The following is a 26,810-nucleotide window of genomic DNA, read 5'->3' as shown; positions in this document are numbered from 1 at the left end:
CTATATGACGGGGATGACCACCTACATCACCGCCGACGACGCCGCCGCCTCCCATCCGCGCACGGGGGCGATCAAGCTCCACGGGCCGTCCGGGTTCGCCGGGATGCGCGCCGCCGGCCGGCTGGCCGCCGAGATCCTCGACGCGCTCGCCCCCCATGTCGTGCCCGGGGTCGAGATGCAGGAGCTCGACCGGATCGTCTACGACATGACGGTGGCGGCGGGCGCGGTGCCCGCGACGATGAACTATCGCGGCTATACCCATAGCTGCTGCATCAGCATCAACCATGTCGTCTGCCACGGCATCCCGAGCGAACGAACGCTGAAGGACGGCGACATCGTCAACATCGACGTCACCCCGCTGCTCGACGGCTGGCACGGCGACAGCAGCCGGATGTACCTGGTCGGCGACGTCGGCATCAAGGCGAAGCGGCTGGTCGACGTCACCTATGAATGCCTGATGCTGGGGATCGAGCAGGCGAAGCCCGGCAACCATCTCGGCGACATCGGCCACGCGATCCAGCGCCATGCCGAGAAGCATCGCTACGGCGTGGTCCGCGACTTCTGCGGCCATGGCCTCGGCCGGGTGTTCCACGACGCACCCGAGGTCGTCCATGTCGGCCGCCCCGGCGCCGGGCCCGAGCTGCGCCCCGGCATGTTCTTCACGATCGAGCCGATGATCAACATCGGCCGGCCCGACGTGAAGCTGCTCGACGACGGCTGGACCGCGGTGACGCGCGACCGGTCGCTCTCCGCCCAGTTCGAACATTCGATCGGCATCACCGAGGACGGCTGCGAGATCTTCACCGCCAGCCCCAAGGGACTGCACCAGCCGCCCTATATCTGATCACCATATCCGATCAGCCGGGGCGACCGTCCAAGATCAATCCATGGGCACAAACTGCCCATTTTTCAGGCATGCCGCTGATAGATGCCGTCTTTTGCGGCAATGCGGCAGAATATCGCCCCGTTCCGCCCCAGCGTCCTTGCGACTCGCGGGATCGCACGCCATGGAAGGCCCGCAAGCGCTGGCCGGGGAGGGCACGGGTGAAGAAAATCGAAGCTATCATCAAGCCGTTCAAGCTGGATGAGGTCAAGGAAGCCCTCCACGAGGTGGGCGTCTCCGGCATCACCGTGACCGAGGCGAAGGGCTTCGGCCGCCAGAAGGGGCATACCGAGCTCTATCGCGGCGCGGAATATGTGGTCGATTTCCTGCCGAAGGTGAAGCTGGAGGTCGTCGTCGACGACAGCCTGGCCGACCGCGTGGTCGAAGCAATCGCTTCCGCGGCGCAGACGGGTCGCATCGGCGACGGCAAGATCTTCATCCTGCCGGTCGAAGGCGCGGTCCGCATCCGGACGGGAGAGAGGGACGCCGACGCGATCTGAATCGCGTCAGGCCGTCGCAACCGGGCGCAACGATCGCCCGAAACATTTCAATGGATTTTCTCACGGGGAAGGCAAGGCACATGGCGAACAAGCCCGCTGACGTTCTTAAACTGATCGAGGACAAGGAGATCGAGTGGGTCGATCTTCGCTTCACCGACCCCAAGGGCAAGTGGCAGCACCTGACCATGGTCGCCAGCGTCGTCGGCGAGGACGAGCTGACCGACGGCTTCATGTTCGACGGTTCGTCGATCGAGGGCTGGAAGGCGATCAACGAGTCCGACATGATCCTGAAGCCCGACCTGGACGCGGTCTGGATCGATCCCTTCTCGGCGACCCCGATGCTGATCCTCGTCTGCGACATCGTCGAGCCCTCGACCGGCGAGCTGTACGGCCGCGACCCGCGCTCGACCGCGAAGCGCGCCGAGGCCTATGTGAAGTCGATCGGCATCGGCGACACCGTCTATGTCGGGCCGGAAGCCGAGTTCTTCATGTTCGACGACGTCCAGTTCGAGACGAGCTACAACACCAGCTATTATCGCCTCGACGACATCGAGCTGCCGACCAACAGCGGCAAGGCGCTCGAAGGCGGCAATCTGGGCCACCGCCCGCGCGCCAAGGGCGGCTATTTCCCGGTCGCCCCGGTCGACAGCGCGGTCGATATCCGCGCCGAGATGGTCTCGACCATGCTCGAAATGGGCCTGCCCTGCGACAAGCACCACCATGAGGTCGCCGCGGCGCAGCACGAGCTCGGCCTGACCTTCGGCACGCTGGTCACCACCGCCGATCGCATGCAGATCTACAAATATGTCTGCTGGCAGGTCGCGCAGGCCTACGGCAAGACCGTGACCTTCATGCCGAAGCCGATCAAGGAAGACAACGGCTCGGGCATGCACACCCACATGTCGATCTGGGACAAGGGCCAGCCCCTGTTCGCGGGCAACGGCTATGCCGGCCTGTCGGACACCTGCCTCTATTTCATCGGCGGCGTGATCAAGCATGCCAAGGCGCTCAACGCCTTCACCAACCCGACCACCAACAGCTACAAGCGGCTGGTGCCGGGCTATGAGGCCCCGGTGCTGCTCGCCTATTCGGCGCGCAACCGTTCGGCCTCGTGCCGCATCCCCTATGGCACCGGCGCCAAGGCGAAGCGTGTCGAGTTCCGCTTCCCCGACGCGATGGCCAATCCCTATCTCTGCTACGCGGCGCTGCTGATGGCGGGCCTCGACGGCATCGAGAACAAGATCCATCCGGGTGAGGCGATGGACAAGAACCTCTATGATCTTCCGCCGGAAGAGCTGGCCGAGGTTCCGACCGTGTGCGGTTCGCTCCGCGAGGCGCTCAACTCGCTCCAGGCCGACCATGGCTTCCTCACCAAGGGCGGCGTCTTCACCGAGGACCAGATCGAGGCCTATCTCGAGCTCAAGTGGCCGGAAGTCGCCCGCTGGGAAATGACCCCGAGCCCGGTCGAGTTCGACATGTACTTCTCGAACTGATCCGCCGAAAGGCGCTTCGAGAAAGGGCTCCGGGGCCAGTGCCCCGGGGCCCTTTTCTCTTTTGGTTGCCAGCCGGCGGACCCACGCTTATTGCCCCGCGCAGGATCCCCCGCATGAACGCCCCCGAACCCATCCAGTCCGAAAACGCGTCGCACGGCTTGCCGTTCGGCGAGTTCGTCGCGCTGATGGCGTCGCTGATGGCGGTCAATGCCCTCGGCATCGACATCATGCTGCCCGCGCTCGGCCGGATCGGCAGCGAGCTGGGCGTGTCGGTGGAGAACCACCAGCAGCTCGTCATCGCGGTCTATATCGGCGCGTTCGGCTTCGGGCAGCTCGTCCACGGCCCGCTCGCCGACCGCTTCGGCCGCCGCCCGCTCCTGCTCGGCACGATGGGCATCTATGCGCTGATGAGCTTCATCGCCGCCCATGCCGGCAGCTTCGAGCTGCTGCTGGTGGCCCGCGCGCTGCAGGGCTTCGTCGCGGCGTCGACCCGCGTGCTGTCGATCTCGATCGTGCGCGACTGCTATGCCGGCCGCCGCATGGCGCGGGTGACGTCGCTCTGCTTCATGGTGTTCCTGGCGGTGCCGATCCTCGCCCCGACGCTGGGCCAGCTCATCCTGATCGTCGCCCCGTGGCACTGGATCTTCTACCTGCTCGGCGCCTTCAGCCTGTTCGTCGCGCTATGGGCATGGCTGCGGCTGCCCGAGACGCTGGCCCCCGATCGCCGCCGCTCGATCGCGCTCGCCTCGATCCTCGACGCGACGCGGACGACGCTGCGCGACCGCCTCTCGCTGGGCTATGCCCTCGCCTCGGCGGTCGTCTATGGCGGGCTGGTCGGCTTCCTCAACAGTTCGCAGCAGATCTTCGCCCACAGCTTCCACGCGCCCGAGCTGTTCGCGCCCGGCTTCGCCGCGATCGCGGTGATGATGGGCATCGCTGCGCTGCTCAATTCGCGGATCGTCGAGCGGCTGGGCACCCGCCTCGTCTCGCACAGCGCGCTGATCGCGATGATCCTGCTGTCGCTCGTCCGGCTCGCCGTCGTCCTGTCCGGCCGGGAGACGGTGCTGATCTTCGCGCTGTTCCAGGGGACGACGATGTTCCTGTTCGGCCTGACCGGATCGAATTTCAGCGCGATGGCGATGGAACGCGTCGGGCATATCGCCGGCACCGCCTCGTCGATCCAGGGCTTCATGCAGAGCCTGATCGGAACGCTGATCGGCATCGCCATCGGCCAGACGTTCAGCGGCACCACCCTGCCCCTGACGCTGGGCTTCCTGATCGGGTCGTCGGCGGCGCTGCTGATCGTCCTCGTCGCCGAGCGCGGGCGCCTGTTCCGGGCGCATAATTGCCGCCCGACGACCCTGGCCTGAAAGGTCAGCCGCGCTTCTGCGCGCGCAGGGCATCCAGGCTGAGCGGCCCCGGGCCGGCGAAGACCAGGTAGAGGAAGATGAAGCAGTAGAGGATCGCCGCGTCGCCCATATTGTTCACCGGCCAGAAGTTCTTCGGCATGTGGCCGATGAAATAGGCCACCGCCATGGTGCCCGAGGCGAGGAACGCCGCCGGCCGCGTGAACAGCCCCAGCGCGATGAGCAGGCCGGCGCCGAACTCGACGATCCCGGCAAAAGCGGCGGGATTGTCGAGCGCCCAGCCCGACCCGGCGCGTTCGCCGCCCGGGAAGGAGAGGTATTTCTGCGTCCCATGGGCCAGGAACAATAATCCCGACATGATGCGCAACACGCTCAGCATCAGCGGGCGGTTCTGATCGAGGCTGTTCATCGGCTTCCTCCCCGTCTCGTTACGGCAGGCGAACATAGCACAGGATGGTCCGCTGCCAAGCAGCGGCTCGGAGCGGCCTAGAACATCGAGTTTTATCCGGCCCGCTCATCCTGAGGTGGGACTGAGCCTTGGCGAAGGCCCGTATCGAAGGATATCTCGAGCATCGAACGCCCCTTCGAGACAGCATTTCGGCTACGCTCAATGCTTCCTCAGGGTGAGCGGAGTTGGAGACGCCAAGGTTATAAACCTCAATAGTCCTTCGACACCTTCACGCTGGCGCTCTGCCGGCCGATGGTGGAGATGCTCGACAGCAGCGACAGCCAGCGGGTGATCTGGAACTCGATCCGCGTCGCCGAATAGCCCTGCCCGTCGCTGATCACCTCCACATAGGTGCGCCGGCCGATATATTTGCCGGCGGCGATCGAGGTGCCGATGCCGATCGTCGGATCGGCGGGCAGGATGCGCAGGCGATCGAGCCCGGCGGCGCGGCGCACCGCGTTGATCGGGTTGAGCCCCCCGCCCCCGCCGCGCAGCGACCCGACCGCCGCCGCGAGCTGGAGCGCCTCGGGCGCCGACAGGTTGGTGATCGAGGTGCCGAACAGCAGCCGCGACAGCAGTTCGTCCTCGGGCAGCGCGGGAATGCTGCTGAAGTGTATCTCGGGCTTCTGCCCGGTGCCGCTGACCGTGATCGTCGCGCTGACGCCGTTGAGATTGGCCTTGGCGGTGATGTCGAGCAGCGGATCGGGCGGGGTTTCGCCGAGGAAGCGGATCGCGCCGCGATCGAGATCGAAGCGGCGGCCGGCGAACTCGTAGCCGCCGCGCACCAGGTCGACCCGGCCGTTGATCGCCGGATTGTCGATCGTGCCGCCGAGGTGGAGCTTGCCGCGCCATTCGCTGTCGAGGCCGAGGCCGGTGACCGCGAGCTGGTTGCGCGAATCCACGTCGATGTCGAGCTTCCACGACAAGGGCCGCTGGACGTCGTCCTCGTCGTCGGGGCGGTTGAGCTCGACCGTGTCGAACTGCGGGATCGTCGCGACCGCCGCGGCACGGCCGAGCTGGAAGCGGCCTCGCACCAGCCGGACGTCGCCGCCGATCGTGCCGCTGCCGCCGTCCGAACGGATCGTGATCGGACCGGTCACGATCGCGCCGATATCGTCGCGGTTGATGAGCTGGGCGTTCTGCGCGTCGAGCGAGACGTCCATGCCGATGCCCTTCTCCGCCGCGAAGTCGAACGCGGCGCGGCCGGCGATGGTGCCGCCGCCCCGCGTCTGGCCGGACAGCTTGTCGACCAGCAGCCGCGATCCGTTGAAGCGGCCGGTCGCGGCGATGTTGGTGATCACCGTGCCGGTCACCGCGCTTTCCAGGCGCGCCTGGGTCGAGCGCAGCGATCCCCGGATCACCGGATTGGCGCCGGTGCCGCTGATGTCGGCGCCGATCGACACCGGCCCCGATATGTCGATCGTCTCGACCCCGATCAGGCGCCACAGCGTGTCGGCCGGGCCGCCATAGCGGAGCTGCGCGAGCAGGTTGCCGCTCATCAGCCGGTCGGGCAGCGCGCCGGTCGCCGGCAGGTTGGTGATCCGCGCCTGCCCACGTCCGATCACCTTGCCGCCGCTCGACACCACCGCCCGCGCGGCGGCGACATTCTCGGTCAGCACGCCCGCCAGCGCGACATCGGCAGGGCGCGAGGTCAGCACCAGGCCCGAGCGCGACAGGCCACGGATCTTGAGGTTGACGCGGCCGGTGGGGATGCGCGCGCCGCGCTGGAGCCGATAGTCGACGTCGCCGGTCGCGACGCCCGACAGGCCCAGCCCCGGATAGAAGATGTCGAGCACCGACAGCGGCATCGCCTGGATGCCGGCCTTGACCTCGTTGGTCGCACTGCCGAAGCGGCCGGCGAGCGTCGCCTTGCCGCTGCCGAAGCTGAGGGTGGTCGGTTCGAGACGCCAGGCGTCGGGCTCGCGCCGCAGCACGGCCGGGCCGTCGAGCCGGATCGGCTTCTGGTCGATCGTGCCGTCGGCGGTCAGGCTGACGCTGTCGGGGGTGAGACGGGCGACCGTCGCCAGTTCGAAGCCGCGCCCGCGCGATCCGGCGAGGTTGGCGCTGATCGTCCCGCTCTCGCCCTTGAGCGCGATCGTCGCGCGGCCGCGGCCGAGGGTGATGCCGCGCATCGTCGTGCCGAACAGGGCGACGGTGGCGTTGACCTGCACCCCGGCCGGATCGAGCAGCACGGTGCCGTCGAGCCGCCCACGGCCGACCGTGAACGGCACCGCCGCCCCGATGGTGGCACGGCGGGCGCGCAGATGCCCCTCGATCTTCTGCAAGCCCTGTTCGACCGAGAAGAGCAGCGGACCGGTGACGGTGCCGTCGGCCAGGTCGATGCGCCCGGTGAAGCCGTTCGGATCAGAGCGCAGGCTGCCGCTGCCCTTGGCGCCGCTGACCGCGAAGTTCGCGACCTGGATGGTGGCGGGCTGGTTGGCCGGCAGCAGGATCGCGCCGCTGCTGCCCCACGGGCCGAGGTGCGAGCCGCCCGTCGCGCTATAGGCGAAGCCCTGCGCGGTCGGGTCGAGCTTCACCGCGACGTTGACGAGGCCCAGCGCCTGCACCGGGCTGGCGAGGACGAGGTCGATCTTCGGCCGGCTGATATCGCCGTCGAGGGTGATCTGGACCGGGCCATATTGCGCCTGGGTGCCGCTGCCCTTGAAGTAGAAACTGCCGTCGCGACGGCGGAAGCCGTTGCCGGTCAGGCGGATGCCGGGCCCGGTCAGCACCAGCCGCTCGAAATGGAGCACGCCGTCCGGCCCGCGCCGGAGCTGCGTGTCGATCGACGGCAGCCCGCCGGCCAGCGATCGCAGGAAGGCATTGTCGAACCGGCGCACCCAGGCGCGCCCGCGCCCGGCGACCACCGTGCCGCGCCCGCCCGCGCCGGGGACGACCTTCAGGTCCGAATTGACGTCGACGATGCCGATGCCAGGGATGAAATAGCGCAGCAATTTTCCTGTCAGGGCAACGTCATAGGCGCCGGTCCGCAGGTCGAGGCTGAGCGAGAGCTGCCCCGCCAGCTTGTCCGAGCTGAGCCGCAGCTTCTCGCCGGTCACCTTCTGCGCGGTCACCTGCAACACGCCGTCGACCTTGAGATTGCCGAGGATGCCGCCGGCGACGTCGCCGACCCCCGTCACCCGCCGCGCCGACAGGCGGACCGGCAGCTTGACCGGCGGATCGGACAGCTTGCCCTTGCCCTCGGCGCGGACGATGTCGAACCCGGTCGTGTCGAAGGCGACATGCTCGGCGGTCAGCGCATAGGCATAGTCCGCCGTGCCGAACGGCCCGTCGAAGCTGGCGTGCAGCCGGATGTTGCGCCCGGTCATGTTGGGGAACATCGCCTGGGGACGCAGCAGCTTGGCGTCGACGACCACTCCGTCGAATGCCGAAGCCGCCAGGTCGAGCGTACCCGAGGCGGCGATCTCCAGCGCGGGCGTCGCGATCGACAGCGTGCCGCCGAGCTGCCGGTCGACCAGCGTCGCCGCGCCGTTGATCCGGATCGTCGGATCGGACAGGCGCTGCAACTTGCCCGACAGCAGGCGGCTGGGCGCGAGCGAGCCGTCGAGGGCATATTTGCCGCGATCGGCGGCCAGCCGCAGGTCGACCAGCCGGATATCGCCGACGTCCATCGTCGCCCGGCCCTTCCAGGCGGACCAGCGCCCGGTGCCGGAGATGACGCCGTCGACGGGCTTCTTCCATCGCGTCGCCCCGGCGATGACGCCGTCGGCCGGACCGACCAGCCGCGCGTCGAGGTCGAAGCGGTCGCGGTCGGGCTCCGAATCGAGCTGGAGCGTCAGCCGGTCGCGCGCGCTCGACGCGGCATCGAGCTTGAGCAGCACCCGGCCGTCATGGATGTCCGCCTCCGCCGCGATGCGGACGATATGGCGCCGCCCGGCGACCGGCGGTTCGAGCCGCAGCTTCGCGACGCGCAGCCGCCCGACATGGATGTCGAACCCCGGCAGCAGCGGCCCCTTCTTGGGCGACGGCTGCAACTTCGGCTTGCGATGCAGGATCAGCAGGTCGGTATCGACGCTCCTGATCCACAGCTTGTTCGCGACCCAGGCGGCGGGCCGCCAGTCGAGCGCGATCTCGGGCGCTTCCAGGAACAGGCCCTGATTGTCGTAGAGGCGCAGGTCGCGGAGCGTGGCGCGGTTCCAGATCGAGCCGTCGATCCGGCCGATGCGGATGCGCAGCCCCGACGATGGCCTGAGCGCGCCGATCCGATCGATGATCAGCCGATGGCCGGGGGCGCTGTCGAGCATCCAGATCGCGGCCGAGAGCAGCAGCAGCACCGACAGCAGGCCGATCGCTACGAAGCGCAGCACCGGGTGGCGCCGGCGCCAGGCCTCGACCTTCTCCTCGACCATGGCGATCTCGTCGGCCATCAGAAGGCCTGCCCGAGCGAGACGTAGACGGCGATCCGCGAATCGCCGGCCCGCCGGTTGAGCGGCGTGCCGACGTCGACGCGGATCGGACCGAAGCTGGTATAATAGCGGACGCCGATGCCGGCGCCGTAGCGCAGGTTGCTGAAGGTCGGCAGCCGCGCCGAATAGAGATTGCCGCCGTCGATGAACGGCACCACGCCGAAATCGCCGAAGCGGACGCGCGCCTCGATCGAGAATTCGGCGAGGCTGCGGCCGCCGGCCGGATCGCCGTTGATGTCGACCGGGCCGATCTTCTGATAGCCGTAGCCCCGCACCGATCCACCGCCGCCCGCGTAGAAGCGCCGGGTCGGCGCGATCCGCTCGGCCGACGCGCCGATGATCGATCCGAAGCGGACCCGCCCGGCGATCACCGTCCGCCCGCCGACCGGCAGATAGGAGCTGCCGTCGACCTGCGCCTTCACATAGCCGAAGGCGCCGCCTTGCAGCGACAGCTCGGGCGAGACGCGCGCGGCGAGGCGATAGCCGCGGGTCGGGTTGAGCAGATCGTCCGACCCGTCATAGGACAGGCTCGAAGGCAGCGCGCCGATCAGATATTGGCGGCTGCGCGGCGCGCCGGTCGCCTTGACGGTGTCCTGTTCCTTCGACGCCACCAACTCGACGCCGTAGGACCAGGTCCATTTCTTCTGCCAGATGATGTTGGTCTGCCGTTCGAGCCCGGCGCCGATGGTGAGGCTGCGCGCCTCATAGGCGTTCTGGTCGAGATGGCTGAGGATGACCTGGCCGGTGAGGACCCGGTCGCGCGCCTTGTAGTTGTTGCGACGCAGCGTCGCGCCGAGCGACTGTTCCTGGGTGCCGAGTACGCCGCGGAAGGTGACCGCGCCTTCGGGCCGGACTAGGTTGCGATGCTGCCAGCTCGCCTCCAGCCGATAACCCTCGCCGGTGCCGTAGCCGATCGCGCCGGCAACGGTGCGCGGCGGCGCGGGCTCGAGCTTAACGGCGATGTCGACGACCTGCGGGTCGGCGGTCGCCACCGGCTTGATCGTGACCGCCGAAACCAGGCTGGTCTGGATCAGCGCGCGGCGGAAATCCTCCATCCGCGCGGCGTCGTACATGTCGCCGGTCCGGAAGCGCGCGATCCGGCCGAGATGCTTGGCGCTGAACAGCCGCTCGCCGTCGATCCTGATCTTGCCGATCCGCTGGGCATAGCCGGGCTCGACATCGACCGCGAGCCGCACCGCATGCTCGTCATGGTCGACGGTGAGCTTGGGCTCGCCGATCTTGGCGAAGACGAAGCCCTCATGCCCGAGCTCGGCCTTGAGCGCGCCCAGCCCCGCCTCGATCCGGTCCGAATCGGCCGGCTGGCCGGCTTCGAGCCCGAAGGCGCGGCGAAGTTGCGCGGCGACGTCGCCGGCCGCATCGATCCCGCCGAAATCGATCCCCGACAGCGTGTAGAGCTCGCCGGGCCGGACGACGAGGGAGACGCCGAGCCGGCCGGTCTTCTCATCCTCGATCCGGGTCGAGACGCGCGCGTCATAATAGCCGGCGGCGCGCAGCAGCTCGTTGAGCAGCGCCTCGTCCTGCCGGGCGCGCCGGTCGATCTGCGCGGTGTTGCCGGCGCCCTTGCCTTCCTCCAGCGCGGAGAGCTGGCGGAAGCGGGAACGGATCGCGCTCTCGGTCTCGGGCGGCACCCCGTCCTTGCCCGAAAGGCCGGTGATGTCGACGCCGTAGCGCCGGTCGGCCTGCGCATCGGAAAGCGTCGATTCCGCCGTGGCGCCGGTCGCGGAGCCGGCGTCGGCAGGTTGCTCGCCCGCGGTATCGGCCGCCTCGGGCCAGTCGACCTCCATGCCCGGCAGCGGCGCCATCTCGGTCGAGGGATCGAGTTCGGGAAGCTCGGCGGGATCATCGGAGGCGGCGGGCGGAGGCGCGGGTTGCGCCTGCGCCGCGGCCGACACGCATAACATGGCACCCAGTACGATCGATCGGGCGCTGGTCGGCCAACGGGCGTTACGCATGGCACGACCCTAGGGTCGAAACCCAATGATCGCAATGGCCGGGGCGGCGGATGATGCCGCTCCGTCGCCCGGTCATCGCATCAATGAACGGTGCCGACCGCGATATCGAGGGTCAGGAGCGACAGGAAGCGCTCCATCTGCCGCCACTCGCAGAAGCGGATAGCATTGCCGAGCTCGCGATAATGCCGGCTGCGCGCGGCGGCCTCGTCGACGGCCATCACGCCGAACTCGCGGATCAGCGCCTCGGCCTGGTCGATGCTGGTGCGATCCGCGATATAGAAAATCTCTTCCAACCCCGGCCCCTTCCCGTGCGACGCCAGACCCCACACAAGAGCCGTGCCACGACCGGCAAATCCCGCGCCGTCAACGGGATGATTGGTGAACGGCGCGTTGACCGCGTCCCATGCCGGCACGCCTCGTCCCACGGCGGGACAGGCGGGACGAACGCTGGCGCGCGGCGCGGCGGCGTGGCATGGGGACGGCCATGGAACAGAATAGCGGAAAAGCCTCCCGCGCGGGCGGCGCGATCCTCGCCTTCACGATCGTCGCCGGGGCGATCGTCGGCAATCATTACGGCCAGCCGTCGATCGGGACGCTGATCGGCACCGGCGTCGGCGTGGCGATCGCGGTCATCCTCTACCTGATCGATCGCGCCCGAAGCTGAGCGTTCGACGGGCTACAGCTTCCGGCCGCACCACAACACGCGGCCGATCACCTGCAACGTCGCCGGATCGAAGCCGGCGATCTCCGGATGAGCCGGATTGTCGCTGTGGACGACGAGGCCACGGTCGTCGCGGAGCAGCCGCTTGACCATCAGCAGGTCGTCGAGCCGCAGCACATAGATACCGCCCGGACGGATTTCGCTGGCGTCGCGATCGACCAATATGTCGTCGCCGTCGTGCAGGGTCGGCTCCATCGATTCCCCGGCGACCCGGATGATCGACAGCGCTGCCCGCCGCCCCGCGCCGAGATCGCGCAGCAGCCCGTCGTCGAAGGCGATCGGGCGATCGCGCTCCTCGATCTCGGCGATGCCGCCCGGCCCGGCCGAGGCGCCGATCGCGATCCTGGGCACCGTCACCAGCGCGGCGGCGGGCGCCATATCCCCCGCCGGCCCTCCATCTGCCCGACCACCAAGCCGGGTTTCGGGAACCCGGAAATAGGCCGCCAGCCGAAGCCGGTCCTCCTCCGACAGCTTGCGTGGGGAGCCGCGCTTGATGAATTGCTGGATATAGGCGGGGTTGCGCCCCAGCAGCCGCGAGATCGCGCTGTAATCCTCTCCCCGCTCCCGGATCAGGGCATCGAGAGCGCTGCGGACGTCGTCGGCCATGCCCCCCTTTATCGATAGGATTTTTCCTAGACAAGTAGGAAATGGATTGGAACATAAAGCGAACGATTGAGTCGCGAGGGAGCTTGGGATGGATTTGCTGTGGTTGATCGAACGCTATCTTCGCGAAAGCGGCACCCCCGCCTCGCGCTTCGGCCGCGATGCGATGGGCGATCCCGGCTTCGTCGCGATGCTGCGCCGCGGCCGCGAGCCGCGCGACGACACCGTCCGGCGGGTGCAGGCCTATATCGTCCGGGCGCGCGAAAAGATGGCCGGTGCGCGATGAGCGATCCGGTCAAGGCGATCGCGCGCCGTCTCCACCATTGCTGCCGGCCGTTCGCCGAGCTGCTGCTCGATCATGGCGAAAGCGAGGATTGGCGCAGCCTGCTGTTCGACGGCGGGCGGCATCGCCTCGACCTCAGGCTGCGGGGAGATGGGGTCCAGCAGGCGCTCGACGCCCTGCCCGACTGGATCGCGGCATCCGACTTCACCATAGCCGGCCATCTGATCGCCGACATGAAGCTGGTCTCGATCGAGCGGCGCGACCACGAAGCGCTGGTACGGCTGGAGGCGCTGACCGTCGCCGACGGCGTCGCCGTCAGCGTTTGACCATGTTCCGCAGCAGATCGAGCGTCACGTGCAACGGCTGGTCGAGCAGGTCGTCGTTGCGCAGTTCGGGGACCGCGCGCGGCGGCGCGACCGGCAGGATCGACGCGGCGACGGGCGCCGCAGCCGGCTGATCCCGAAGGGCGACAGGTACGGGCTCGATGATCGGCGGAGGCGCGGCCGGCGGTTCCGGCAAGGGCTGCGGGGGCGTGGCAACCGGCGCCGGTTCCTGGCGCGCGACCGGAGCGGCCGGAGCGATCGGGGCCTGCTGCTGCTGCTCCGCCTGCGCCCGAGCGGCAGCGGCGGCCCTGCGCTGCTGCAACCCTCTTTCGAGGCGAACCAGCAGGTCTTCGAGCCGGGCGCGATCGAAACCGGGCTCGGGCAGCGGGCGCGGCGGCGGAACCGGTTGAGCCGGCTGGGCTGCCGCCGGCGCGGCCGGAATCTCCACGGGCGGCTCGTCCGGCGGCCGGACGGCGGGAGCCGGCTGGGAATCGGCGAAGGGCTGCGCCGTCAGCGGCGGCGTCTCGTCCATCAGCGGCGGCGGCGCGAAGCTCTCCGGTAGCGGCGGCGGCACGATCGGATCGAAGACCGGCTCCACCTCCGGTTCGGGCGCGGCCGGTTCGGCCGGCTCCTCGTAGAAGGCGGCCGGCAGCGGATCGGCGGGCTGACCGTCGGGGCGCAGGCCCGGCGCGGGCATCCAGCTCGGCAGATTGCCGGCGGGCGGCGGCACGTCGCTCGGCTCCGGACCGGCGGGTCGGAACGCCTCCGGCGCCGGCGCAGCTTCCGGAAACGGCGCGATCGGCGGCTCTTGCGCCGAAGCCGGCGGGAAGGGCGCAGGCTGGATCAGCGGCGGCAGCGCATTGGGTTGCAGCGGCGGCGCGCTGACGCCCGTGCCGGGCAATATCTCGCCGATCGGCGGCAGCGCCTGGTTGAGCCCCGCGAGCGGCGCTCCGAACGGGTCGAGCGCGGGCGGCGGATCGCCGATGTCGGTGCGCGCGGAGAGCGGCTTGCGGGCATCGCCCGCCGACGGCATCGGCCATTCGGCGCCCGGATCGTCGGCCGGCGTCACCAGGTCGAGCGGATCGGTGGGACGGAAATGATCCTCGTCCTCATCCTCATAATCGTCCTCGCGGGTGCGGATCAGCGTGCTGATCCCGGCGCGGCCGAACACCAGCCAGTCGATCAGGACCCAGCCGATCCCGGCGGTGAGGATCGCCGCCAGCACCGCCAGCAGGGTGCGGTCGTTGGGCGAGATCGGCGGTTCCGCCTGCACCATCAGCTTGGACAGCCGGGTGAAGGTCGTCACCGTCTCCAGCATGCGGATCGGCATGGCGAGCACGAAGAATGCCGCCGCCACGCCGAGCAACAGCGCGAGCAGCGTGCCCATGATCAGGCTCGACCGGCGACGCGCTTTCGTTTGAACCATCGGAACGCCCATATGTCTCTATTGTCATCCCATAATAAGGCAAAATTGGGATTCCGTTACTTTTCAATTCTTATCGGCCGTTACTGACAACGATGTTTTAACGTGAGGCCGTAGCGATCAATCCTTCGTAGACGGGACGATAGCGCGCGACATTGACGCCCCAGTTGCGTTCGCGTTCCACGAAGGCGCGCGCGGTTTCGCGCCGTTCGTCCCATATCCGCCGATCGTCGAGCAGGCCCGCCAGCGCCGTCGCCAGCGCCGCCGGATCGTCGGGCGAGAACAGGGTGCCGGTGACCCCGTCCTCGATCAGCTCGCGATGCCCGCCGACGTCGGAGGCCGCGACCAGCCGGCGCTGCGCCATCGCCTCGAGCGGCTTGAGCGGGGTCACCAGGTCGGTCAGCCGCATCGACTTGCGCGGATAGGCGAGGATGTCGATCAGGCTGTAATAGCGCTCGACCTGCTGGTGCGGCACGCGGCCGGCGAAGCGGATGCGGGCCTCCGCGGGCGATGCCGCCACCTGCGCCCGCAGCGCCTCCTCCATCGGGCCGCCGCCGACCAGCAGCAGCGCCGCCTGCGGACGCCGTTCGAGCAGCAGCGGCATCGCCGCGACGAGATCGTCGAGCCCTTCATAATCGTAGAAGGAGCCGATGAATCCGATCACCTCGGCCCCTTCCAACCCGAGCTCGGCGGCAAGCGCCGCGTCGGGCGGCGGCGGATCGCCGAACAGGTCGAGGTCGACGCCGTTGGGGGAAACCATGACTTTGTCGGCGGCGATCCCGCGCGCGACGAGATCGGACCGCAGCCCCTCGCAGATCACCGCCACGGCATCGGCGCGGCGGACGATATGGGTCTCGAGCCGGCGGGTCAGCCGGTAGAGCGGCGATCCCTCCCGCCCCGTGCCGTTGCCGACCGCCGCATCCTCCCAGAAGGCGCGTATCTCATAGAGGAAGGGCAGCCCCAGCCGGCGCGCCGCGCGCAGCCCCGCCAGCCCGACCAGCGCCGGCGAATGGGCGTGCAGGATATCGGGCTTCCATTCGGCCGCCACCTCGGCGATCCGGCGGGCGAGCGCCGTCACCTCGCGCCATTCGCCAACCGGCGCGCGGGCGGGACGGATGGCCGGGGTGCGCCGGAAGACCAACCCCTCCTCCTCGTCCGGATCGGGCTGCGGGGCGTTGTAGCGCGGGCCGGTGACGCCCATCACCTGCCAGCCCATCGAAATCTGGGATTTGAGGATCGCCCGCGTACGAAATGTATAGCCGCTGTGGATCGGCAGGCTATGATCGAGGATGTGGAGGATCTTCATGCCGTGCGAACGCGCATGAAGAGGCTTGTCCTGTCAACCGGAAACGGATCGGAAGTCGCCGATGATCGATACGCTTTCGCTGATGCTGGCCCATTTCCTGATCGCCTTCGTCGCCGTGAGGCTGCTGCTCCATCCCGACCTGAACGAGGAACCGACCGCGTCCGGCCGTCATTTCAAGCCGGTGCTGCCGAAGAAGCAGCCGGTGCGCCGCGCGGGCGTCGAGACCGGCGAGGCAAGGCCCGGCGCCGACCGTGCGTGACCTTTTCCTCATCGGTTTCCTGGTCGCGATCCTGCTGGCGGGCTTCCGGCGGCCGTTCCTGTTCGTCTGCGCCTATGTCTATGTCGACATCGTCTCGCCGCAGCGCATCTCCTATTATCTGCTGAGTTCGGTCCCGGTTTCGCTGATCGTGTTCATCGCCGCCTTCCTGGGCTGGGCGATCAACGACGACAAGTCGCTCAGCAAGCCGACGCCGCGGCAGGTGCTGCTGATCCTGCTACTGCTCTATTGCGGCTATACGACGCTGACCGCCGACTATCCCGACGCCGCGCTGGAGAAATGGGACTGGGTGTGGAAGGCGCTGGTCTTCTCGATCTTCATGCCGATGACGCTCTACACGCGCATCCGCATCGAAGGCGTGCTGCTGTTCATGCTGCTCTGCCTGTCGTCGATCGCGGTGGTGGGCGGCGCCAAGACGCTGGCCGGCGGCGGCGGCTACGGCACCCTCAACCTGATGGTCGCCAACAACAGCGGCATGTACGAGAGCAGCACCATATCGGCCTTCGCGATCTGCTCGATCCCGCTGATCCTCTACATGGCGAAATATTCGACGATCGTGCGGCCGACGATCTTCTCGCGGCTCTACTGGTATGCGCTCGCCTTCGCCTGCCTGCTGATTCCGATCGGCACGCAGACGCGCACCGGCCTGCTGTGCATCGTGCTGGCGGGCGTGCTCGAACTGCGCGCGACGAAGCGGCGCTTCCTCTATATCGGCATCATCGCGGCGATCGCCACGGCGGGCATCCCCTTCCTGCCGAAGACCTATACCCAGCGGATGGACACGATCCAGGGCTATAAGGGCGACGCATCGGCCTCGACCCGCCTCGCCGTGTGGAAATGGACGCTCGACTATTCGAAGTCCCATCCGTTCGGCGGCGGCTTCGAGGCCTATCGCGGCAACAAGCTGACCATCGACATGAGCTACAGGACCGCCGACGGGACGGTGGTCAGCGTGGTCGGCTACGACGCCGGCCGATCCTTCCACAACGCCTATTTCGAGATGCTGGGCGAACAGGGCTATCCGGGGCTCGCGCTGTTCCTGGCGGTCCACCTGATCGGCATCTTCCGCATGGAGGTGATCCGACGAAGTTACCTGAAGGAGCAAGGCGCCAACGCCTGGGTGTCGCCGCTCGCGGCGGCGCTCCAGCATGCCCACCTCATCTACATGCTGGGCTCCTCCTTCGTCGGCATCGCCTTCCAGCCCTATATCTACTACATCATCGCGGTCGAGATCGGCTTCGACCGCTATGTCCAGATCCATGTGAAGCGACGGGTCTGGAATCCCTTCCGCAAGCGCAGGCGCGACGTGGAAGCGGAGGAGGAGGCGAGCGAAGCCGAGGCGCTTCCCGAGCCCGAACCGGAGCCGGAGCGCCCGCTGTCGGCCGCGGCGGAACGCCGCCGCGCCCAGCCTCGTTGGGGCAATGTGAACGGCAAATGATGGAAGGTCGAATGACGAAGACGGGTAACGCCGCGACCGGCGCCGACATGGCGCCGCCGATCCAGTCGCTCGGCGACGTGGAACTGTTCTGGCAGCAGACGCAGGGCTGGATCGCCAGCCATTATCTGAGCATCGCCATCGCCTGCGCGAGCGGCGCGCTGATCATCGCGCTGCTCTACGGCCTGCGCATGCTCGGCACCCGGCTGTGCCGGCGCGAGCATCTCGGCCACTGGCCGCGCATCGTCGGCCGGGCGATCGCGCGCACCAACCTCTTCTTCATCGTCATGCTCGCGGCCCGGCTGGTCAGCGGCTATGCCACCCCACCCGCGGTCGTCGCCGGGACGATCGGCTTCCTGTTCACCGTCGCGACCGCCGTGCAGGCGGCCTTGTGGGTCCGCGAGCTGGTCATCGGCATCGTCGAGTATCGCGCCGGGGAGGAGGACGGCGGCTCGTCCACGCTCGGCTCGGCGATCGGCATCATCCGCCTGCTCGTCACCGCGGTCTGCTTCATCGTCGCGACCCTGCTGATCCTCGACAATATCGGGGTCAACATCACCGGCCTGGTCGCCAGCCTCGGCATCGGCGGCATCGCCATCGGCCTTGCCGCGCAGGGAATCTTCTCCGACCTGTTCGCCAGCCTCGCGATCATCTTCGACAAGCCGTTCCGGCGCGGCGACACCGTCAAATGGGACCTGACCACCGGCACGGTCGAATCGATCGGCCTCAAGACCACCCGCGTCCGCTCGACGACCGGCGAGGAGGTGGTGATCTCCAACACCAACCTGCTCAACAAGGAACTGCGCAACCTGGCGCATACGCTGCGGCGGCGGGCGACGCTGATGCTCAGCGTCACCTATCAGACGCCGCCCGAGGTCTGCCGCCGCATCCCCGACATGGTGAAGGCGATCGTCACGGCCCATGACAAGGCGGTGTTCCTCCACTGCTGCATGGTCAATTTCGCGCCGTCGAGCCTCGACTATGAGCTGTTGTTCGACGTGCTCGACGAGGATGGAGAAGTCTTCAACAGCGCGCGCCACGACATCTGCATCACGATCCTGGAAAGCTTCGCGAAGCAGGGGATCAGGTTCGCCTATCCGACCCAGACGACCTTCACCGCGGCGCCGGACGGGACGATGATCATGCCTTATGCGGAAGCGCCGACGCCGGCGGCCTGATCAGTCCTGGCGGGTCAGTTCGAGGCCGTCGACGACGATCTCGGCATCCTCCTCGTCGCCGCGGCCGGCGACGACCAGCGACAATTGCTGGCCGGGGCAATCGGCGGGAATGGCGAACTGCCCGGCATAGTGGGACGATGCCTTGCGCACCGGCAGTTCGAGCGACCAGGCCGGCCGGTTGCCGGGCAGGCACTGCATCTCCCATTTCGCCGCGGCGACGACGTCATCGTCGGGCGCCTCGACCTTCTGGCTGAAGCGGTAGCGCCCCGCCGGAAGCACCAGGGTCCGGACGGCGACCTTGAGCGGTCGCGCGGTCGAGACACGCACCTGGAGCCGTCCCGCCTCGTCGCGCCGGCCGCTCACGGCCTGCTCGTCGGCGAAGGCCCAGGCGAAGGGCCCGAACCGCGCATCGGTGGTCGCAGCGGAGAAGCCCGGGTCGGTCGCGATGCCGCCGGCGCGCATATTGCGTAGATAGCCGCCGGCGATGCCGAATTCCCCCTTGGCCACGATCCCGGCCAATATCTGCTGGTCGAGCCCGGCATAGATGGGCGACGACGGCAGCCCGCCGGCCGCGACGACCAGGGCGCCGACATGCTCGCCGGCATCGCCGCCCGCCAGCGCATAGCGCATCAGCGCGGGCATCCAGCGACGCGACTGCCGCACATAGGGCACCAGCGCCGCCCGCATCCCCGGATCGAACAGCGCCGCGGACAGCGCCGGATACATCACTTCCCCAGCAAGCGGGGTGGTCGTCAGCGCCTCGTCGAAATGACGGGCGACCCCGGCCGCGTCACCACGGTCGAGCGCAGCTTCGATCAGCAGCCACGACGTGCCCAGTTCCCGGCGGGTGAGGTCGTAGGACAGGTGCACCAGCCGGTCCGCCGCCCGATGGCGTCCAGCCACCCCTTCCGCGACCGCGATCTGCCGCAAAGCCGGGGCGGTCAGCGGATCGGAGCGCAGGGCGCGCCGGGCGACATCGGCGATCGCGGCGGTGCGCGCCGGGCTCATCTCCTGATCGGCCTGCCGCTGGTCCTCGTTCAGCGTCAGGGCGACGGCATCGCCGGGCCGGACCTGCAGGGCCCGGTCGGGATCGATGGCGCGCCACCGATTGGCCGTCGCGTCGATGCCGGCCGCAAGTGCGAGGCCCAGCGACCCAAGGCCCAGAAGGGCCCTGCCCCATGACGTGACGACCGGTCGATCCATGGCGAGGCCCCGTCAGGCGGCCTTGTGCTCGACATCGTCGCCATAGCCATAGCCGTAGCCATAGCCGTAGCCGTAGGCGAGCTCGCTGGCCTTGATCTTGGTCAGCACCGTGCCGAAGATATGGGTGTTGACCATCCGGAGGCGGCTGATCGCCGCCCGGACGCCGCGCACCGCCGCGCCCTCGGCCTGGATCACCAGCACAGCGCCCTCGACCGCGCGGCCGAGCAGCGGCGAGTCAGACAGGCCCAGGATCGGCGGGGCGTCGATGACGACATGGTCGTACATGCCCTGCAGCTCGCCGACGATATGCCGGATGCGGTCGCTGCTGAGCAGCTCGGCGGCGCTCGGCGGCTTGGGCCCCGAGGTCAGCACCGAGAGGCCCTTGTACGGCGTGCTCTGGATCAGCGCGGCGACGTTGTCGTCGCCCGCCAGGGCGTTGCTGAGCCCCATCGCATTGTCGAGGCCGAGCAGGTGATGGATGTCGGGCGAGCGCATGTCGCCGTCGATCAGCAGCACGTTCTTGCCGGTCCGCCCGATGATCCGCGCCAGCGCATAGGAGGTCGTCGACTTGCCTTCGGCCGGCTGGGTGCTGGTGACGATGAACGATCGCGGCAGGCCGTGGTCGGTGGTGAAGGCGAGGTTCGACCGGATCGTGAAATAGGCCTCCGAGAAATAGGATTTCGGGTCCTCGATGCCGTCCGTGACCGACGAGTCGGTCAGCGGCACATGGCCCAGCAGCGGCAGCTGGAAGAGCTGCTGGATCTGGCCCGGCTGGCTGATGCCTTCGTCGATCTGCTCGAGGGCGAGCGTGGCGATGACCGCGAGGGCGAGGCCGATCGCGAAGGCCAGCGCCATGTTCTTGGGCAGGCTCGGCGCCGAGGGCGTCGACGGCGCGATGGCCGGATCGACGACGACGATGTTGCTCACGCCCACCGAACCGGCGATGCCGATCTCCTTGTAGCGCTGGAGCAGCGCGTCATAGAGCTGCCGGTTGGTATCCGCTTCGCGCTGGTAGATATTGTACTGGATCGCGTTGTGCTGCTGGTCGTCGAGGCGCCCCTTCAGCGCCGCGACCTGCGCGCCGAGATCCTGCTCGCGCTTCAGCGCCTCGCGATAGCTCTGCGCGCGGCTGTTGCCGACGCGAGCCGTCTCGCGCGCGATCGCCTCGTCGAGCGACTTGATCTGCATCATCAGCGCCTGGGCGGTCGGGTAGTTCGGCTCGAAGCGCACGATCATCTTGGCATAGTCGGACGCGACGTCGGCGCGCTTCTGGCGAAGCTGGGTGATGGTGGGATTGGTCAGCGCATCGACATTGTCGTCGCCGCCCCTGCCCGTCAGGCGGCTCTCGGCCGCGACCCGGTCGGCACGAGCGACGTTCAACGCCGTGTTGAGCTCCTCCAGGTCGCTCTGGATCATGGTCCGCTGGACCTGGGTCTTGCCTTCGTTGTCGCGCACCGAAGCAAGCGCGACGATGTCGTTGCGCGAGGCATAGCCGACCGCTTCGCGCTCGGACTGTTCGAGCCGCGCCCGCAGATTGCCCAGCCGCTCCTCGAGAAAGCGGCGGGCATCCGCGGTGGACGCGAGCTGGCGATCCATGCTCGCGGCGATGAACTGGCTCGCCCAGGCATTGACCACCCGCGCCGAGAGGCCCGCGGACCGACTGGTATAGGAGAGGTTGACCAGGCGCGACCGGCGGACCGGCGACACCTCGATATTGTCGAGCAATAGCTTGGCGGCCAGCTTCTCGCGCGCGGCGAGCTGGCCAGCGGTCAGGTTCGACTGGCCGGCGGCGCCGAAACGCCCGGCATCGAGCGTGATGCCATGCGCCGCGAAGAAATCGTCACTCCGCCCGAGATCGAGCTTCCTCGCGACCCGTTCGCCCAGCGAATAGGAGCGCAGCAGCGCATATTGGGTCTCGTAGAACTCCATGTCGCTGTCGGCCGTCGACGAATCGAGGCCCTCGACATTGGTGATCTTCTTCTGCTCGCGGCTGATCTCGATCTGCGATCCCGCGGTATAGCGGGCCGGCGTCAGCAGGGTGACGATCAGGCCGACCGCCAGCGCCCCCGCTATGATCGCGCCGATCAGCCAGCGCCACCGGAGCGCCGTATGCCAATATTGCTTGAGGATCGGCGGGACGGCGTAACTGTCGTTGACCTGACCGCCCTGGCCCGGGCCGGAGGCCTTGGGGTCCACGGTTCTGCCGCCCTGCACTTCTGCCGCTTCACGCATGAATTTTTTCCACTAACGCAGATCGCCAGGCGATCTATCTGAACCGGTCCACGGCGACGATGATCGGCGTCGTGAGCAGCGGAACCACCTGGAGGAGATCCTTGAAGGTCCGGCGCGCCCGCGATTCGCCCACCACGACCACGTCGTTGGCGTAGATGTCGGGATCGGCATAGGCGCCGACCCGGATCTGCTTGAGACTGTAGAGCGCGGCATATTGCTCGCCCTTCACCGTGCGGAAGACGACGACCTGGTTCAGCTTGGCGAACTCGTCGGTCCCGCCCGCGAGCGCGACCGCGCGCAGCAGCGTCATCCGGCCGACCACCGGGAAGAGCCCCGGCTTCTTGACCTGCCCTTCGACCGTGACCACCTGGCTGACGGTCTGGTCGAGATTGACCGTCACCTGCGGGTTGCGGACATAGTTGGTGGCCAGCTTCTGCTGCAGCACGACCTCGATCTCACCCGGCGTCAGGCCGGCCACGTTGACCACGCCGACCAGCGGGAAGGATATCCGGCCGCTCGCGTCGACCTGGGCCTTGCGGTTGGAGAGCTCGTCGATCCCGAACACGTCGATCGCCAGCTTGTCGAACGGGCCGACGATATAGGGACGCTCGGTCTCGACCATGTCCGATCGATCGGGCGCCGGCAATTCGGTGGCGTCGAGCACCTGTATATTCGTCGCGCCACCGATCTTGGGGGCGCTGGCGCAGCTCGCCAGCATCAGCATGGCCATGAGCGCCACGGGCGCCTTGCGCCGCAGACGGACCCCGGCGAACGAGGATTTTCTTTGAAGAAACAAGAGCAAGCCCCTCAAACCCCTTCTTTCGTCGCCCTATCGGGCCCGATTGAACTTATCCATAGGACTATGACACAAAAGAAGCACGCCAGCGATGGCACACGCAAGGGATAGTCGCTGATACTTGCCGCGGCGAAGATCAGCACCATCCAGAGGCCGGCCCCCGCCAGCAGCATATCGTCGTCACGACCGGCGCGCGATCGCCACCATCGCGCCACCATCCTGAAGAACGCGACCGCCGCCACGCCGGCCAGTAGCAGCGCCGACAGTCCGCCGGTGATCAGCAGTTCCAGCCAGTCGTTATGGGCATGGAAGAACATCGCCGAGGTGAGCAGCTCGGTCGGCTCGTTGATCTTGAACAGGTCGGCAAAGGCGCCGAAACCACCACCCAGCGGGAAATAGGTCATCGCCGTCGACAGCATCGGCCCCCAGGCCTGGAACCTGACGTCCTCCGTCGCCGGCGTCTCGACCAGCCGGTCGATCGCTACCGCGCGCCCCAGCAGGACCGTCAGCACCACCAGCGCGAGAATCACCAGCGCCACCACGGCACGAAGCAGATGGCGCCGCCCGCCATCGTCCCGCCCGCCGCCCGGCATCGTGTAGAGGAAGGGGACGCTCACGAAACCGATCGCCATCATCGCCATGCCGTTCCGCGACCCGGTGACGAGCGAAAGCGGCAGCAGGACCACTCCGATCGCCAGCGCCACCGCGGTGCGCAGACGGGCGTCGATCGACGATGACCGCGCGGCCGATGCGAAGACGGCCAGCAGGGGAAACAGCGACGCGAGGAAGATCGCCTGATGGTTGCGGTTGGCGAACAGCCCGACCGCGCGGTTGGTCACGCGATAGAGATAGAGCGGCCCCTGGGGGTCGCCGCTGAGCTGCAGGACGGCGAGGATCGCGCTCGACAGGCCGATGCCGATGAGCAGGATGGCGATCCGCCAGCGGCCCTGTCGATCGAGTTGCGAGGCGAGAACGAGCGCCGCCAGCGGCGGGATCAAGGCGAACAGCGCATTCCAGGTCGCCGATGGGACCAGGCTGATCGGCCGCCACACCGCGCCGAGACCGGCGGCGTCATCGATCCGGGTGACCAGGTTGCGCCCCGGAAACGCGGCCCAGATGGCCGGCGGCAAGGGTATCAGGTGGAGCAGGACGAGCCCGACGATCGCGGCGGCCATGCCGTAGACGAAGCGGTGCCGCCGCACATCGGAACGGGTCAGACCCCAGAGGCCGACCCCCAGCAGGATCGCGGCGGCCGGGCGCAGCACGACCAGCGAAGCGATGTCGGAGCGCGATCCGCCGCCGGTGAGGAAGACCAGGAGAAGCAGCGCGCCGAGCGCCCAGAAGGCGACATCGGACCGCGCAGCGCCTGCAGCCGCGATCTTCATGCAGCCGCCCGAGCGCCCCAGAGCCATTGGAAAACGGTCGATGCCATTGCCTGCGACGCCACCCCCTGCGGAGGGCGGCCGAATCGCGCCCCTCGCCGTCCTGTTCGTACGGGATCAGAATAGCCCCACGGCAACCCCGCGCTGTGACCCGCCGCACAGTCGTCCCGTGCATTAACCTACGCAGGGAAAATGGAAAGATGACTCGACGCTCTTCGCCGCCGCCATGCGACGAACCGAAATATCCGCGACGAACCGAAACGATCGGGAAGTCATGCCCGGCGCCGACGAGAATCGAAGCGATGCCGATTCGATCCAGAGCGGCTCATGATCTGATCGCATCAGATCAACCGTTCCAGATCTTTGCTTGCCGCGATTTCCGAGTCGGCAGATGTTTCCATCTGCCTAGACATCGCCCCAGAAACAAAAAGGGCGGCTCACGCCGCCCTTTCTATCGATTCGCTGATGGCGCCAGCCTTACGGGCTGTTGCTGCCACCACCGCTCGAGGCCGCCACGGCGACGCCCGCCGCAGCCGCGACACCGGCGACCGCACCAGCGATACCGAGACCGCCCGCGACACCGGCACCAGCCGCGCCTGCTCCGGCGGCACCAGCGCCAGCGGCGCCCGTACCGGTCCCAGCAGCGCCGGCACCAGCGCCTTCCTCAACCTGGGCCAGCTCGACAGCATTCTTGCGCGCGACCTTCTTATTGAGGCGCACGACAACGCCGGACCGCATCTTCGTGCCAATCGCCTTCGCGGCAGCACGGCTCAACGTGGTTCCGGCTTCTGGAACAGCCGCAGCAACGGGAGCCGCGACCAACGCAGCAATCGCAAGCGACGAAGCAATCTTACCAAAGCTTTTCACAACGGCCTCCTTACAAGGTCGAACTTTCCATAGCCCCGTCGGGGCGTCCGCGCAACGTGAAAAAACCTGTACGGCTCTTTAATATACTGTCCAACTCCAGATAAATGCTGATATAAATGGAAACCGGGCCAGTAACTTTCATTTGCCGCTGGGCATCCAGGGGGAGCAGTCCGATCACGTTCGCAGGGCTCTTGCATAGCAGGCTGCCGCATCTTCGCTGTGCGCTGGATCACTGCAACCATGTCGCGTAACGGGCAGAAGCGCGGCATGTTTCCCATGACGCGCTGCTGAGGAGTGTTACGGACCGTGCTCATGACGCGCGAGCCCCAGGTCAGGATAGCGCGCGTCAGCGCGCTCAATGCGCTGCCGGCCCAGTTCCTCATCGGTTTCTGCGTCGCGATCCTGTTGCCGGCCTATGTCCGCTACGGCGATTTCAAGACCGCCCTCGGCACGACCGGCTTCACCAACAGCTTCGTCGGCGCGACGATCGCCTTGATCCTCGGCATGACGATGCTGAGCCGGGTCACCGCCTTCCCGGGCACCCGGACCTTCGGCTATATCCTGCCGTCGTTCATCGGCTCGTTCGGCCTCACCATCACCGCGCTGTTGACGCTGCGCCTCGAATATAGCCGCCTCTACCTGACCTCGACCTTCCTATCGAGCATCGCGGTCTTCTTCGTCCTCAGCATCTACCTGTTGCCGCGAACCCGACGTCGTTTCTACGTAGTACCGGGTTTCGACTTGCAGGGCCTCACCCTGCCCTCCGAGGTCGAATGGATCCGGATGCGGACGCCGGCGGTGCCCGACGATCCCTCGGCCTTCATCACCGCCGATTTCCGCCGGGATCATGACCCCAAATGGGATCGCATGCTGGCCGAGGCCGCCGTCCAGGGCCGGACCGTCCTGCACAGCAAGCAGGTCCTCGAATCGCTGACCGGCCGGGTCTCGATCGAGCATCTGTCGGAGAATAATTTCGGATCGCTGATACCGAATCGCGCCTGGCGCCATGCCAAGCGGGCGATCGACCTGCTGTCTGCGCTGATCCTGCTGCCGCTGCTATGCCCGCTGTTCCTGGTCCTCGCCGCCTGGATTCGAATCGATTCGCCGGGCCCCGCCTTCTTCCGGCAGCTGCGGGTCGGCGCCGGCGGGCGCGCGTTCCGCATCATCAAGTTCCGGACGATGCGCGAAGAGAAGGCCGGCGGGGAAGCCGACGCCACCGCCGCGATGACGATGGTCGCCGACGACCGCATCACCCGCGCCGGCCGTTGGCTGCGCCGCACCCGGCTCGACGAGCTGCCGCAGATCTTCAACATCCTGGCCGGCCAGATGAGCTGGATCGGCCCGCGCCCCGAGGCGATCTCGCTCTCGCGCTGGTACGATGCGGAGATTCCCTTCTATCTCTACCGCCATATCGTCCGCCCCGGCATCACCGGCTGGGCCCAGGTCAACCAGGGCCATGTCACCGATCTCGACGCGATCCACCGCAAGCTGCAGTACGACTTCTACTATATCCGCAACTTCTCGGTCTGGATCGACGTGCTGATCGCGATCAAGACGATCAAGATCGCGATCACCGGCTTCGGCGCGAAATAGGGCCGGCGGGCGCCGCCGCGTCGTCGGCGTCTTTCCTCCGGCCCTTTCGTCGACTAGGGCGACGCCAACGAGCAACGGGATTGTCCACAGGTAGTCG

Annotated in this window: 23 protein-coding genes; 12 read left to right on the top strand and 11 right to left on the bottom strand. The window is 67.8% G+C overall.

The genetic code is table 11. The features are described from left to right. Nucleotides 1–13: 13 nt before the first annotated feature. From map to HRJ34_RS01530, 4 genes are all read left to right on the top strand, one after another. Complete coding sequence (gene map, locus HRJ34_RS01545) at nt 14–844, top strand: type I methionyl aminopeptidase (RefSeq protein WP_029548614.1); 831 nt, start codon at nt 14–16, stop codon at nt 842–844. 200 nt (nt 845–1,044) lie between these two features. Further along, nucleotides 1,045–1,383: a P-II family nitrogen regulator gene (locus HRJ34_RS01540; RefSeq protein ID WP_012051005.1), complete on the top strand. Its 339-nt coding sequence runs from the start codon at nt 1,045–1,047 to the stop codon at nt 1,381–1,383. An 80-nt stretch (nt 1,384–1,463) separates the two neighbouring features. After that, a complete protein-coding gene (glnA, locus tag HRJ34_RS01535) occupies nt 1,464–2,876 on the top strand; it encodes a type I glutamate--ammonia ligase (protein WP_012051004.1) in 1,413 nt (470 codons plus the stop codon). 113 nt (nt 2,877–2,989) lie between these two features. After that, nucleotides 2,990–4,246: a multidrug effflux MFS transporter gene (locus tag HRJ34_RS01530; protein WP_208633158.1), complete on the top strand. Its 1,257-nt coding sequence runs from the start codon at nt 2,990–2,992 to the stop codon at nt 4,244–4,246. Between the two features lie 4 nt (nt 4,247–4,250). Here HRJ34_RS01530 and HRJ34_RS01525 read toward each other — a convergent pair whose 3' ends face one another. The 4 genes from HRJ34_RS01525 to HRJ34_RS29110 all read right to left on the bottom strand — a co-directional run bounded on the left by HRJ34_RS01525 (nt 4,251) and on the right by HRJ34_RS29110 (nt 11,504). Further along, nucleotides 4,251–4,652, bottom strand: a complete 402-nt coding sequence (locus HRJ34_RS01525) for a DoxX family protein (protein ID WP_012051002.1) — start codon at nt 4,650–4,652, stop codon at nt 4,251–4,253. A gap of 248 nt (nt 4,653–4,900) precedes the next feature. Beyond that, a complete protein-coding gene (locus tag HRJ34_RS01520; protein ID WP_208633157.1) occupies nt 4,901–9,079 on the bottom strand; it encodes a translocation/assembly module TamB domain-containing protein in 4,179 nt (1,392 codons plus the stop codon). Continuing rightward, complete coding sequence (locus tag HRJ34_RS01515) at nt 9,079–11,091, bottom strand: autotransporter assembly complex protein TamA (RefSeq protein WP_208633156.1); 2,013 nt, start codon at nt 11,089–11,091, stop codon at nt 9,079–9,081. The genes HRJ34_RS01520 and HRJ34_RS01515 overlap by 1 nt, the downstream gene beginning before the upstream one ends. Before the next feature lie 80 nt (nt 11,092–11,171). Beyond that, nucleotides 11,172–11,504 carry a hypothetical protein gene (locus HRJ34_RS29110; RefSeq protein ID WP_226949000.1) on the bottom strand — a complete coding sequence of 111 codons (333 nt, stop codon included), beginning with the start codon at nt 11,502–11,504 and terminating at the stop codon, nt 11,172–11,174. A 71-nt stretch (nt 11,505–11,575) separates the two neighbouring features. Between HRJ34_RS29110 and HRJ34_RS01505 the strand changes: the two genes are divergently transcribed. Next, nucleotides 11,576–11,755, top strand: coding sequence for a hypothetical protein (locus HRJ34_RS01505; protein WP_012050998.1), 180 nt, complete (start codon nt 11,576–11,578; stop codon nt 11,753–11,755). Nucleotides 11,756–11,767: 12 nt separating this feature from the next. Here the strand turns inward: HRJ34_RS01505 and HRJ34_RS01500 are convergent, their stop codons facing one another. Then, nucleotides 11,768–12,418 carry a S24 family peptidase gene (locus HRJ34_RS01500; protein ID WP_016744932.1) on the bottom strand — a complete coding sequence of 217 codons (651 nt, stop codon included), beginning with the start codon at nt 12,416–12,418 and terminating at the stop codon, nt 11,768–11,770. Nucleotides 12,419–12,506: 88 nt separating this feature from the next. Here HRJ34_RS01500 and HRJ34_RS01495 point away from each other — a divergent pair, with 88 nt between their 5' ends. Both HRJ34_RS01495 and HRJ34_RS01490 read left to right on the top strand, forming a co-directional pair. Then, a complete protein-coding gene (locus tag HRJ34_RS01495; RefSeq protein WP_016744931.1) occupies nt 12,507–12,701 on the top strand; it encodes a hypothetical protein in 195 nt (64 codons plus the stop codon). Then, on the top strand, nt 12,698–13,024 hold the full coding sequence (locus HRJ34_RS01490; RefSeq protein WP_208633155.1) for a hypothetical protein: 327 nt from the start codon (nt 12,698–12,700) through the stop codon (nt 13,022–13,024). Before HRJ34_RS01495 ends, HRJ34_RS01490 begins: the two co-directional genes overlap by 4 nt. Here the strand turns inward: HRJ34_RS01490 and HRJ34_RS01485 are convergent. Both HRJ34_RS01485 and HRJ34_RS01480 read right to left on the bottom strand, forming a co-directional pair. After that, nucleotides 13,014–14,447: a hypothetical protein gene (locus HRJ34_RS01485; protein WP_208633154.1), complete on the bottom strand. Its 1,434-nt coding sequence runs from the start codon at nt 14,445–14,447 to the stop codon at nt 13,014–13,016. The genes HRJ34_RS01490 and HRJ34_RS01485 overlap by 11 nt on opposite strands. Before the next feature lie 97 nt (nt 14,448–14,544). After that, the gene (locus HRJ34_RS01480; protein ID WP_208633153.1) at nt 14,545–15,750 is read right to left on the bottom strand and encodes a TIGR04063 family PEP-CTERM/XrtA system glycosyltransferase; all 1,206 of its coding nucleotides are present in this window, start codon (nt 15,748–15,750) and stop codon (nt 14,545–14,547) included. A gap of 61 nt (nt 15,751–15,811) precedes the next feature. On the opposite strand from HRJ34_RS01480, the gene HRJ34_RS01475 reads away from it, so the two are divergent. Genes HRJ34_RS01475 through HRJ34_RS01465 form a run of 3 tightly spaced genes read left to right on the top strand, consistent with a single transcriptional unit; the run spans nt 15,812 to nt 18,640 of the window. Continuing rightward, nucleotides 15,812–16,009, top strand: coding sequence for a hypothetical protein (locus HRJ34_RS01475; RefSeq protein ID WP_016745525.1), 198 nt, complete (start codon nt 15,812–15,814; stop codon nt 16,007–16,009). Then, a complete protein-coding gene (locus HRJ34_RS01470) occupies nt 16,002–17,465 on the top strand; it encodes a putative O-glycosylation ligase, exosortase A system-associated (RefSeq protein WP_012050993.1) in 1,464 nt (487 codons plus the stop codon). The genes HRJ34_RS01475 and HRJ34_RS01470 overlap by 8 nt, the downstream gene beginning before the upstream one ends. Continuing rightward, nucleotides 17,462–18,640 carry a mechanosensitive ion channel family protein gene (locus tag HRJ34_RS01465; protein WP_030091555.1) on the top strand — a complete coding sequence of 393 codons (1,179 nt, stop codon included), beginning with the start codon at nt 17,462–17,464 and terminating at the stop codon, nt 18,638–18,640. Before HRJ34_RS01470 ends, HRJ34_RS01465 begins: the two co-directional genes overlap by 4 nt. Here HRJ34_RS01465 and HRJ34_RS01460 read toward each other — a convergent pair whose 3' ends face one another. The 4 genes from HRJ34_RS01460 to HRJ34_RS01445 all read right to left on the bottom strand — a co-directional run bounded on the left by HRJ34_RS01460 (nt 18,641) and on the right by HRJ34_RS01445 (nt 24,283). Beyond that, nucleotides 18,641–19,843, bottom strand: coding sequence for a hypothetical protein (locus HRJ34_RS01460; protein WP_208633152.1), 1,203 nt, complete (start codon nt 19,841–19,843; stop codon nt 18,641–18,643). 12 nt (nt 19,844–19,855) lie between these two features. Next, nucleotides 19,856–22,075 carry a GumC family protein gene (locus tag HRJ34_RS01455; protein ID WP_226948999.1) on the bottom strand — a complete coding sequence of 740 codons (2,220 nt, stop codon included), beginning with the start codon at nt 22,073–22,075 and terminating at the stop codon, nt 19,856–19,858. A 34-nt stretch (nt 22,076–22,109) separates the two neighbouring features. After that, a complete protein-coding gene (locus HRJ34_RS01450) occupies nt 22,110–22,805 on the bottom strand; it encodes a polysaccharide biosynthesis/export family protein (RefSeq protein WP_226949184.1) in 696 nt (231 codons plus the stop codon). Nucleotides 22,806–22,882: 77 nt separating this feature from the next. After that, nucleotides 22,883–24,283 carry an O-antigen ligase family protein gene (locus HRJ34_RS01445; protein WP_208633151.1) on the bottom strand — a complete coding sequence of 467 codons (1,401 nt, stop codon included), beginning with the start codon at nt 24,281–24,283 and terminating at the stop codon, nt 22,883–22,885. Between the two features lie 333 nt (nt 24,284–24,616). On the opposite strand from HRJ34_RS01445, the gene HRJ34_RS01440 reads away from it, so the two are divergent. Both HRJ34_RS01440 and HRJ34_RS01435 read left to right on the top strand, forming a co-directional pair. Further along, nucleotides 24,617–25,153 (top strand): hypothetical protein, encoded by a 537-nt coding sequence (locus HRJ34_RS01440; protein ID WP_208633150.1) that lies wholly within the window; start codon nt 24,617–24,619, stop codon nt 25,151–25,153. A 279-nt stretch (nt 25,154–25,432) separates the two neighbouring features. Then, nucleotides 25,433–26,713 carry a sugar transferase gene (locus HRJ34_RS01435; RefSeq protein ID WP_029993132.1) on the top strand — a complete coding sequence of 427 codons (1,281 nt, stop codon included), beginning with the start codon at nt 25,433–25,435 and terminating at the stop codon, nt 26,711–26,713. Nucleotides 26,714–26,810: the final 97 nt, after the last annotated feature.

The organism is Rhizorhabdus wittichii, from assembly GCF_017607425.1.
Lineage (GTDB): Bacteria > Pseudomonadota > Alphaproteobacteria > Sphingomonadales > Sphingomonadaceae > Rhizorhabdus > Rhizorhabdus wittichii.
Note: the sequence above shows the minus strand (reverse complement) of the source record. Positions and strands in the feature narration are given on the sequence as shown.

Bases quoted from the DNA above. Each gene is read 5' to 3' on its own strand.
- HRJ34_RS01450 (WP_226949184.1), bottom strand. From the start codon at position 22,805: ATGGCCATGCTGATGCTGGCGAGCTGCGCCAGCGCCCCCAAGATCGGT.
- HRJ34_RS01495 (WP_016744931.1), top strand. From the start codon at position 12,507: ATGGATTTGCTGTGGTTGATCGAACGCTATCTTCGCGAAAGCGGCACC.
- HRJ34_RS01435 (WP_029993132.1), top strand. From the start codon at position 25,433: ATGACGCGCGAGCCCCAGGTCAGGATAGCGCGCGTCAGCGCGCTCAAT.
- glnA (WP_012051004.1), top strand. From the start codon at position 1,464: ATGGCGAACAAGCCCGCTGACGTTCTTAAACTGATCGAGGACAAGGAG.
- HRJ34_RS01505 (WP_012050998.1), top strand. From the start codon at position 11,576: ATGGAACAGAATAGCGGAAAAGCCTCCCGCGCGGGCGGCGCGATCCTC.
- HRJ34_RS01445 (WP_208633151.1), bottom strand. From the start codon at position 24,283: ATGGCTCTGGGGCGCTCGGGCGGCTGCATGAAGATCGCGGCTGCAGGC.
- HRJ34_RS01455 (WP_226948999.1), bottom strand. From the start codon at position 22,075: ATGCGTGAAGCGGCAGAAGTGCAGGGCGGCAGAACCGTGGACCCCAAG.
- HRJ34_RS01480 (WP_208633153.1), bottom strand. From the start codon at position 15,750: ATGAAGATCCTCCACATCCTCGATCATAGCCTGCCGATCCACAGCGGC.
- HRJ34_RS01515 (WP_208633156.1), bottom strand. From the start codon at position 11,091: ATGCGTAACGCCCGTTGGCCGACCAGCGCCCGATCGATCGTACTGGGT.
- HRJ34_RS01485 (WP_208633154.1), bottom strand. From the start codon at position 14,447: ATGGTTCAAACGAAAGCGCGTCGCCGGTCGAGCCTGATCATGGGCACG.
- HRJ34_RS01490 (WP_208633155.1), top strand. From the start codon at position 12,698: ATGAGCGATCCGGTCAAGGCGATCGCGCGCCGTCTCCACCATTGCTGC.
- map (WP_029548614.1), top strand. From the start codon at position 14: ATGACCACCTACATCACCGCCGACGACGCCGCCGCCTCCCATCCGCGC.
- HRJ34_RS01475 (WP_016745525.1), top strand. From the start codon at position 15,812: ATGATCGATACGCTTTCGCTGATGCTGGCCCATTTCCTGATCGCCTTC.
- HRJ34_RS01500 (WP_016744932.1), bottom strand. From the start codon at position 12,418: ATGGCCGACGACGTCCGCAGCGCTCTCGATGCCCTGATCCGGGAGCGG.
- HRJ34_RS01530 (WP_208633158.1), top strand. From the start codon at position 2,990: ATGAACGCCCCCGAACCCATCCAGTCCGAAAACGCGTCGCACGGCTTG.
- HRJ34_RS01460 (WP_208633152.1), bottom strand. From the start codon at position 19,843: ATGGATCGACCGGTCGTCACGTCATGGGGCAGGGCCCTTCTGGGCCTT.
- HRJ34_RS01520 (WP_208633157.1), bottom strand. From the start codon at position 9,079: ATGGCCGACGAGATCGCCATGGTCGAGGAGAAGGTCGAGGCCTGGCGC.
- HRJ34_RS01525 (WP_012051002.1), bottom strand. From the start codon at position 4,652: ATGAACAGCCTCGATCAGAACCGCCCGCTGATGCTGAGCGTGTTGCGC.
- HRJ34_RS01465 (WP_030091555.1), top strand. From the start codon at position 17,462: ATGATGGAAGGTCGAATGACGAAGACGGGTAACGCCGCGACCGGCGCC.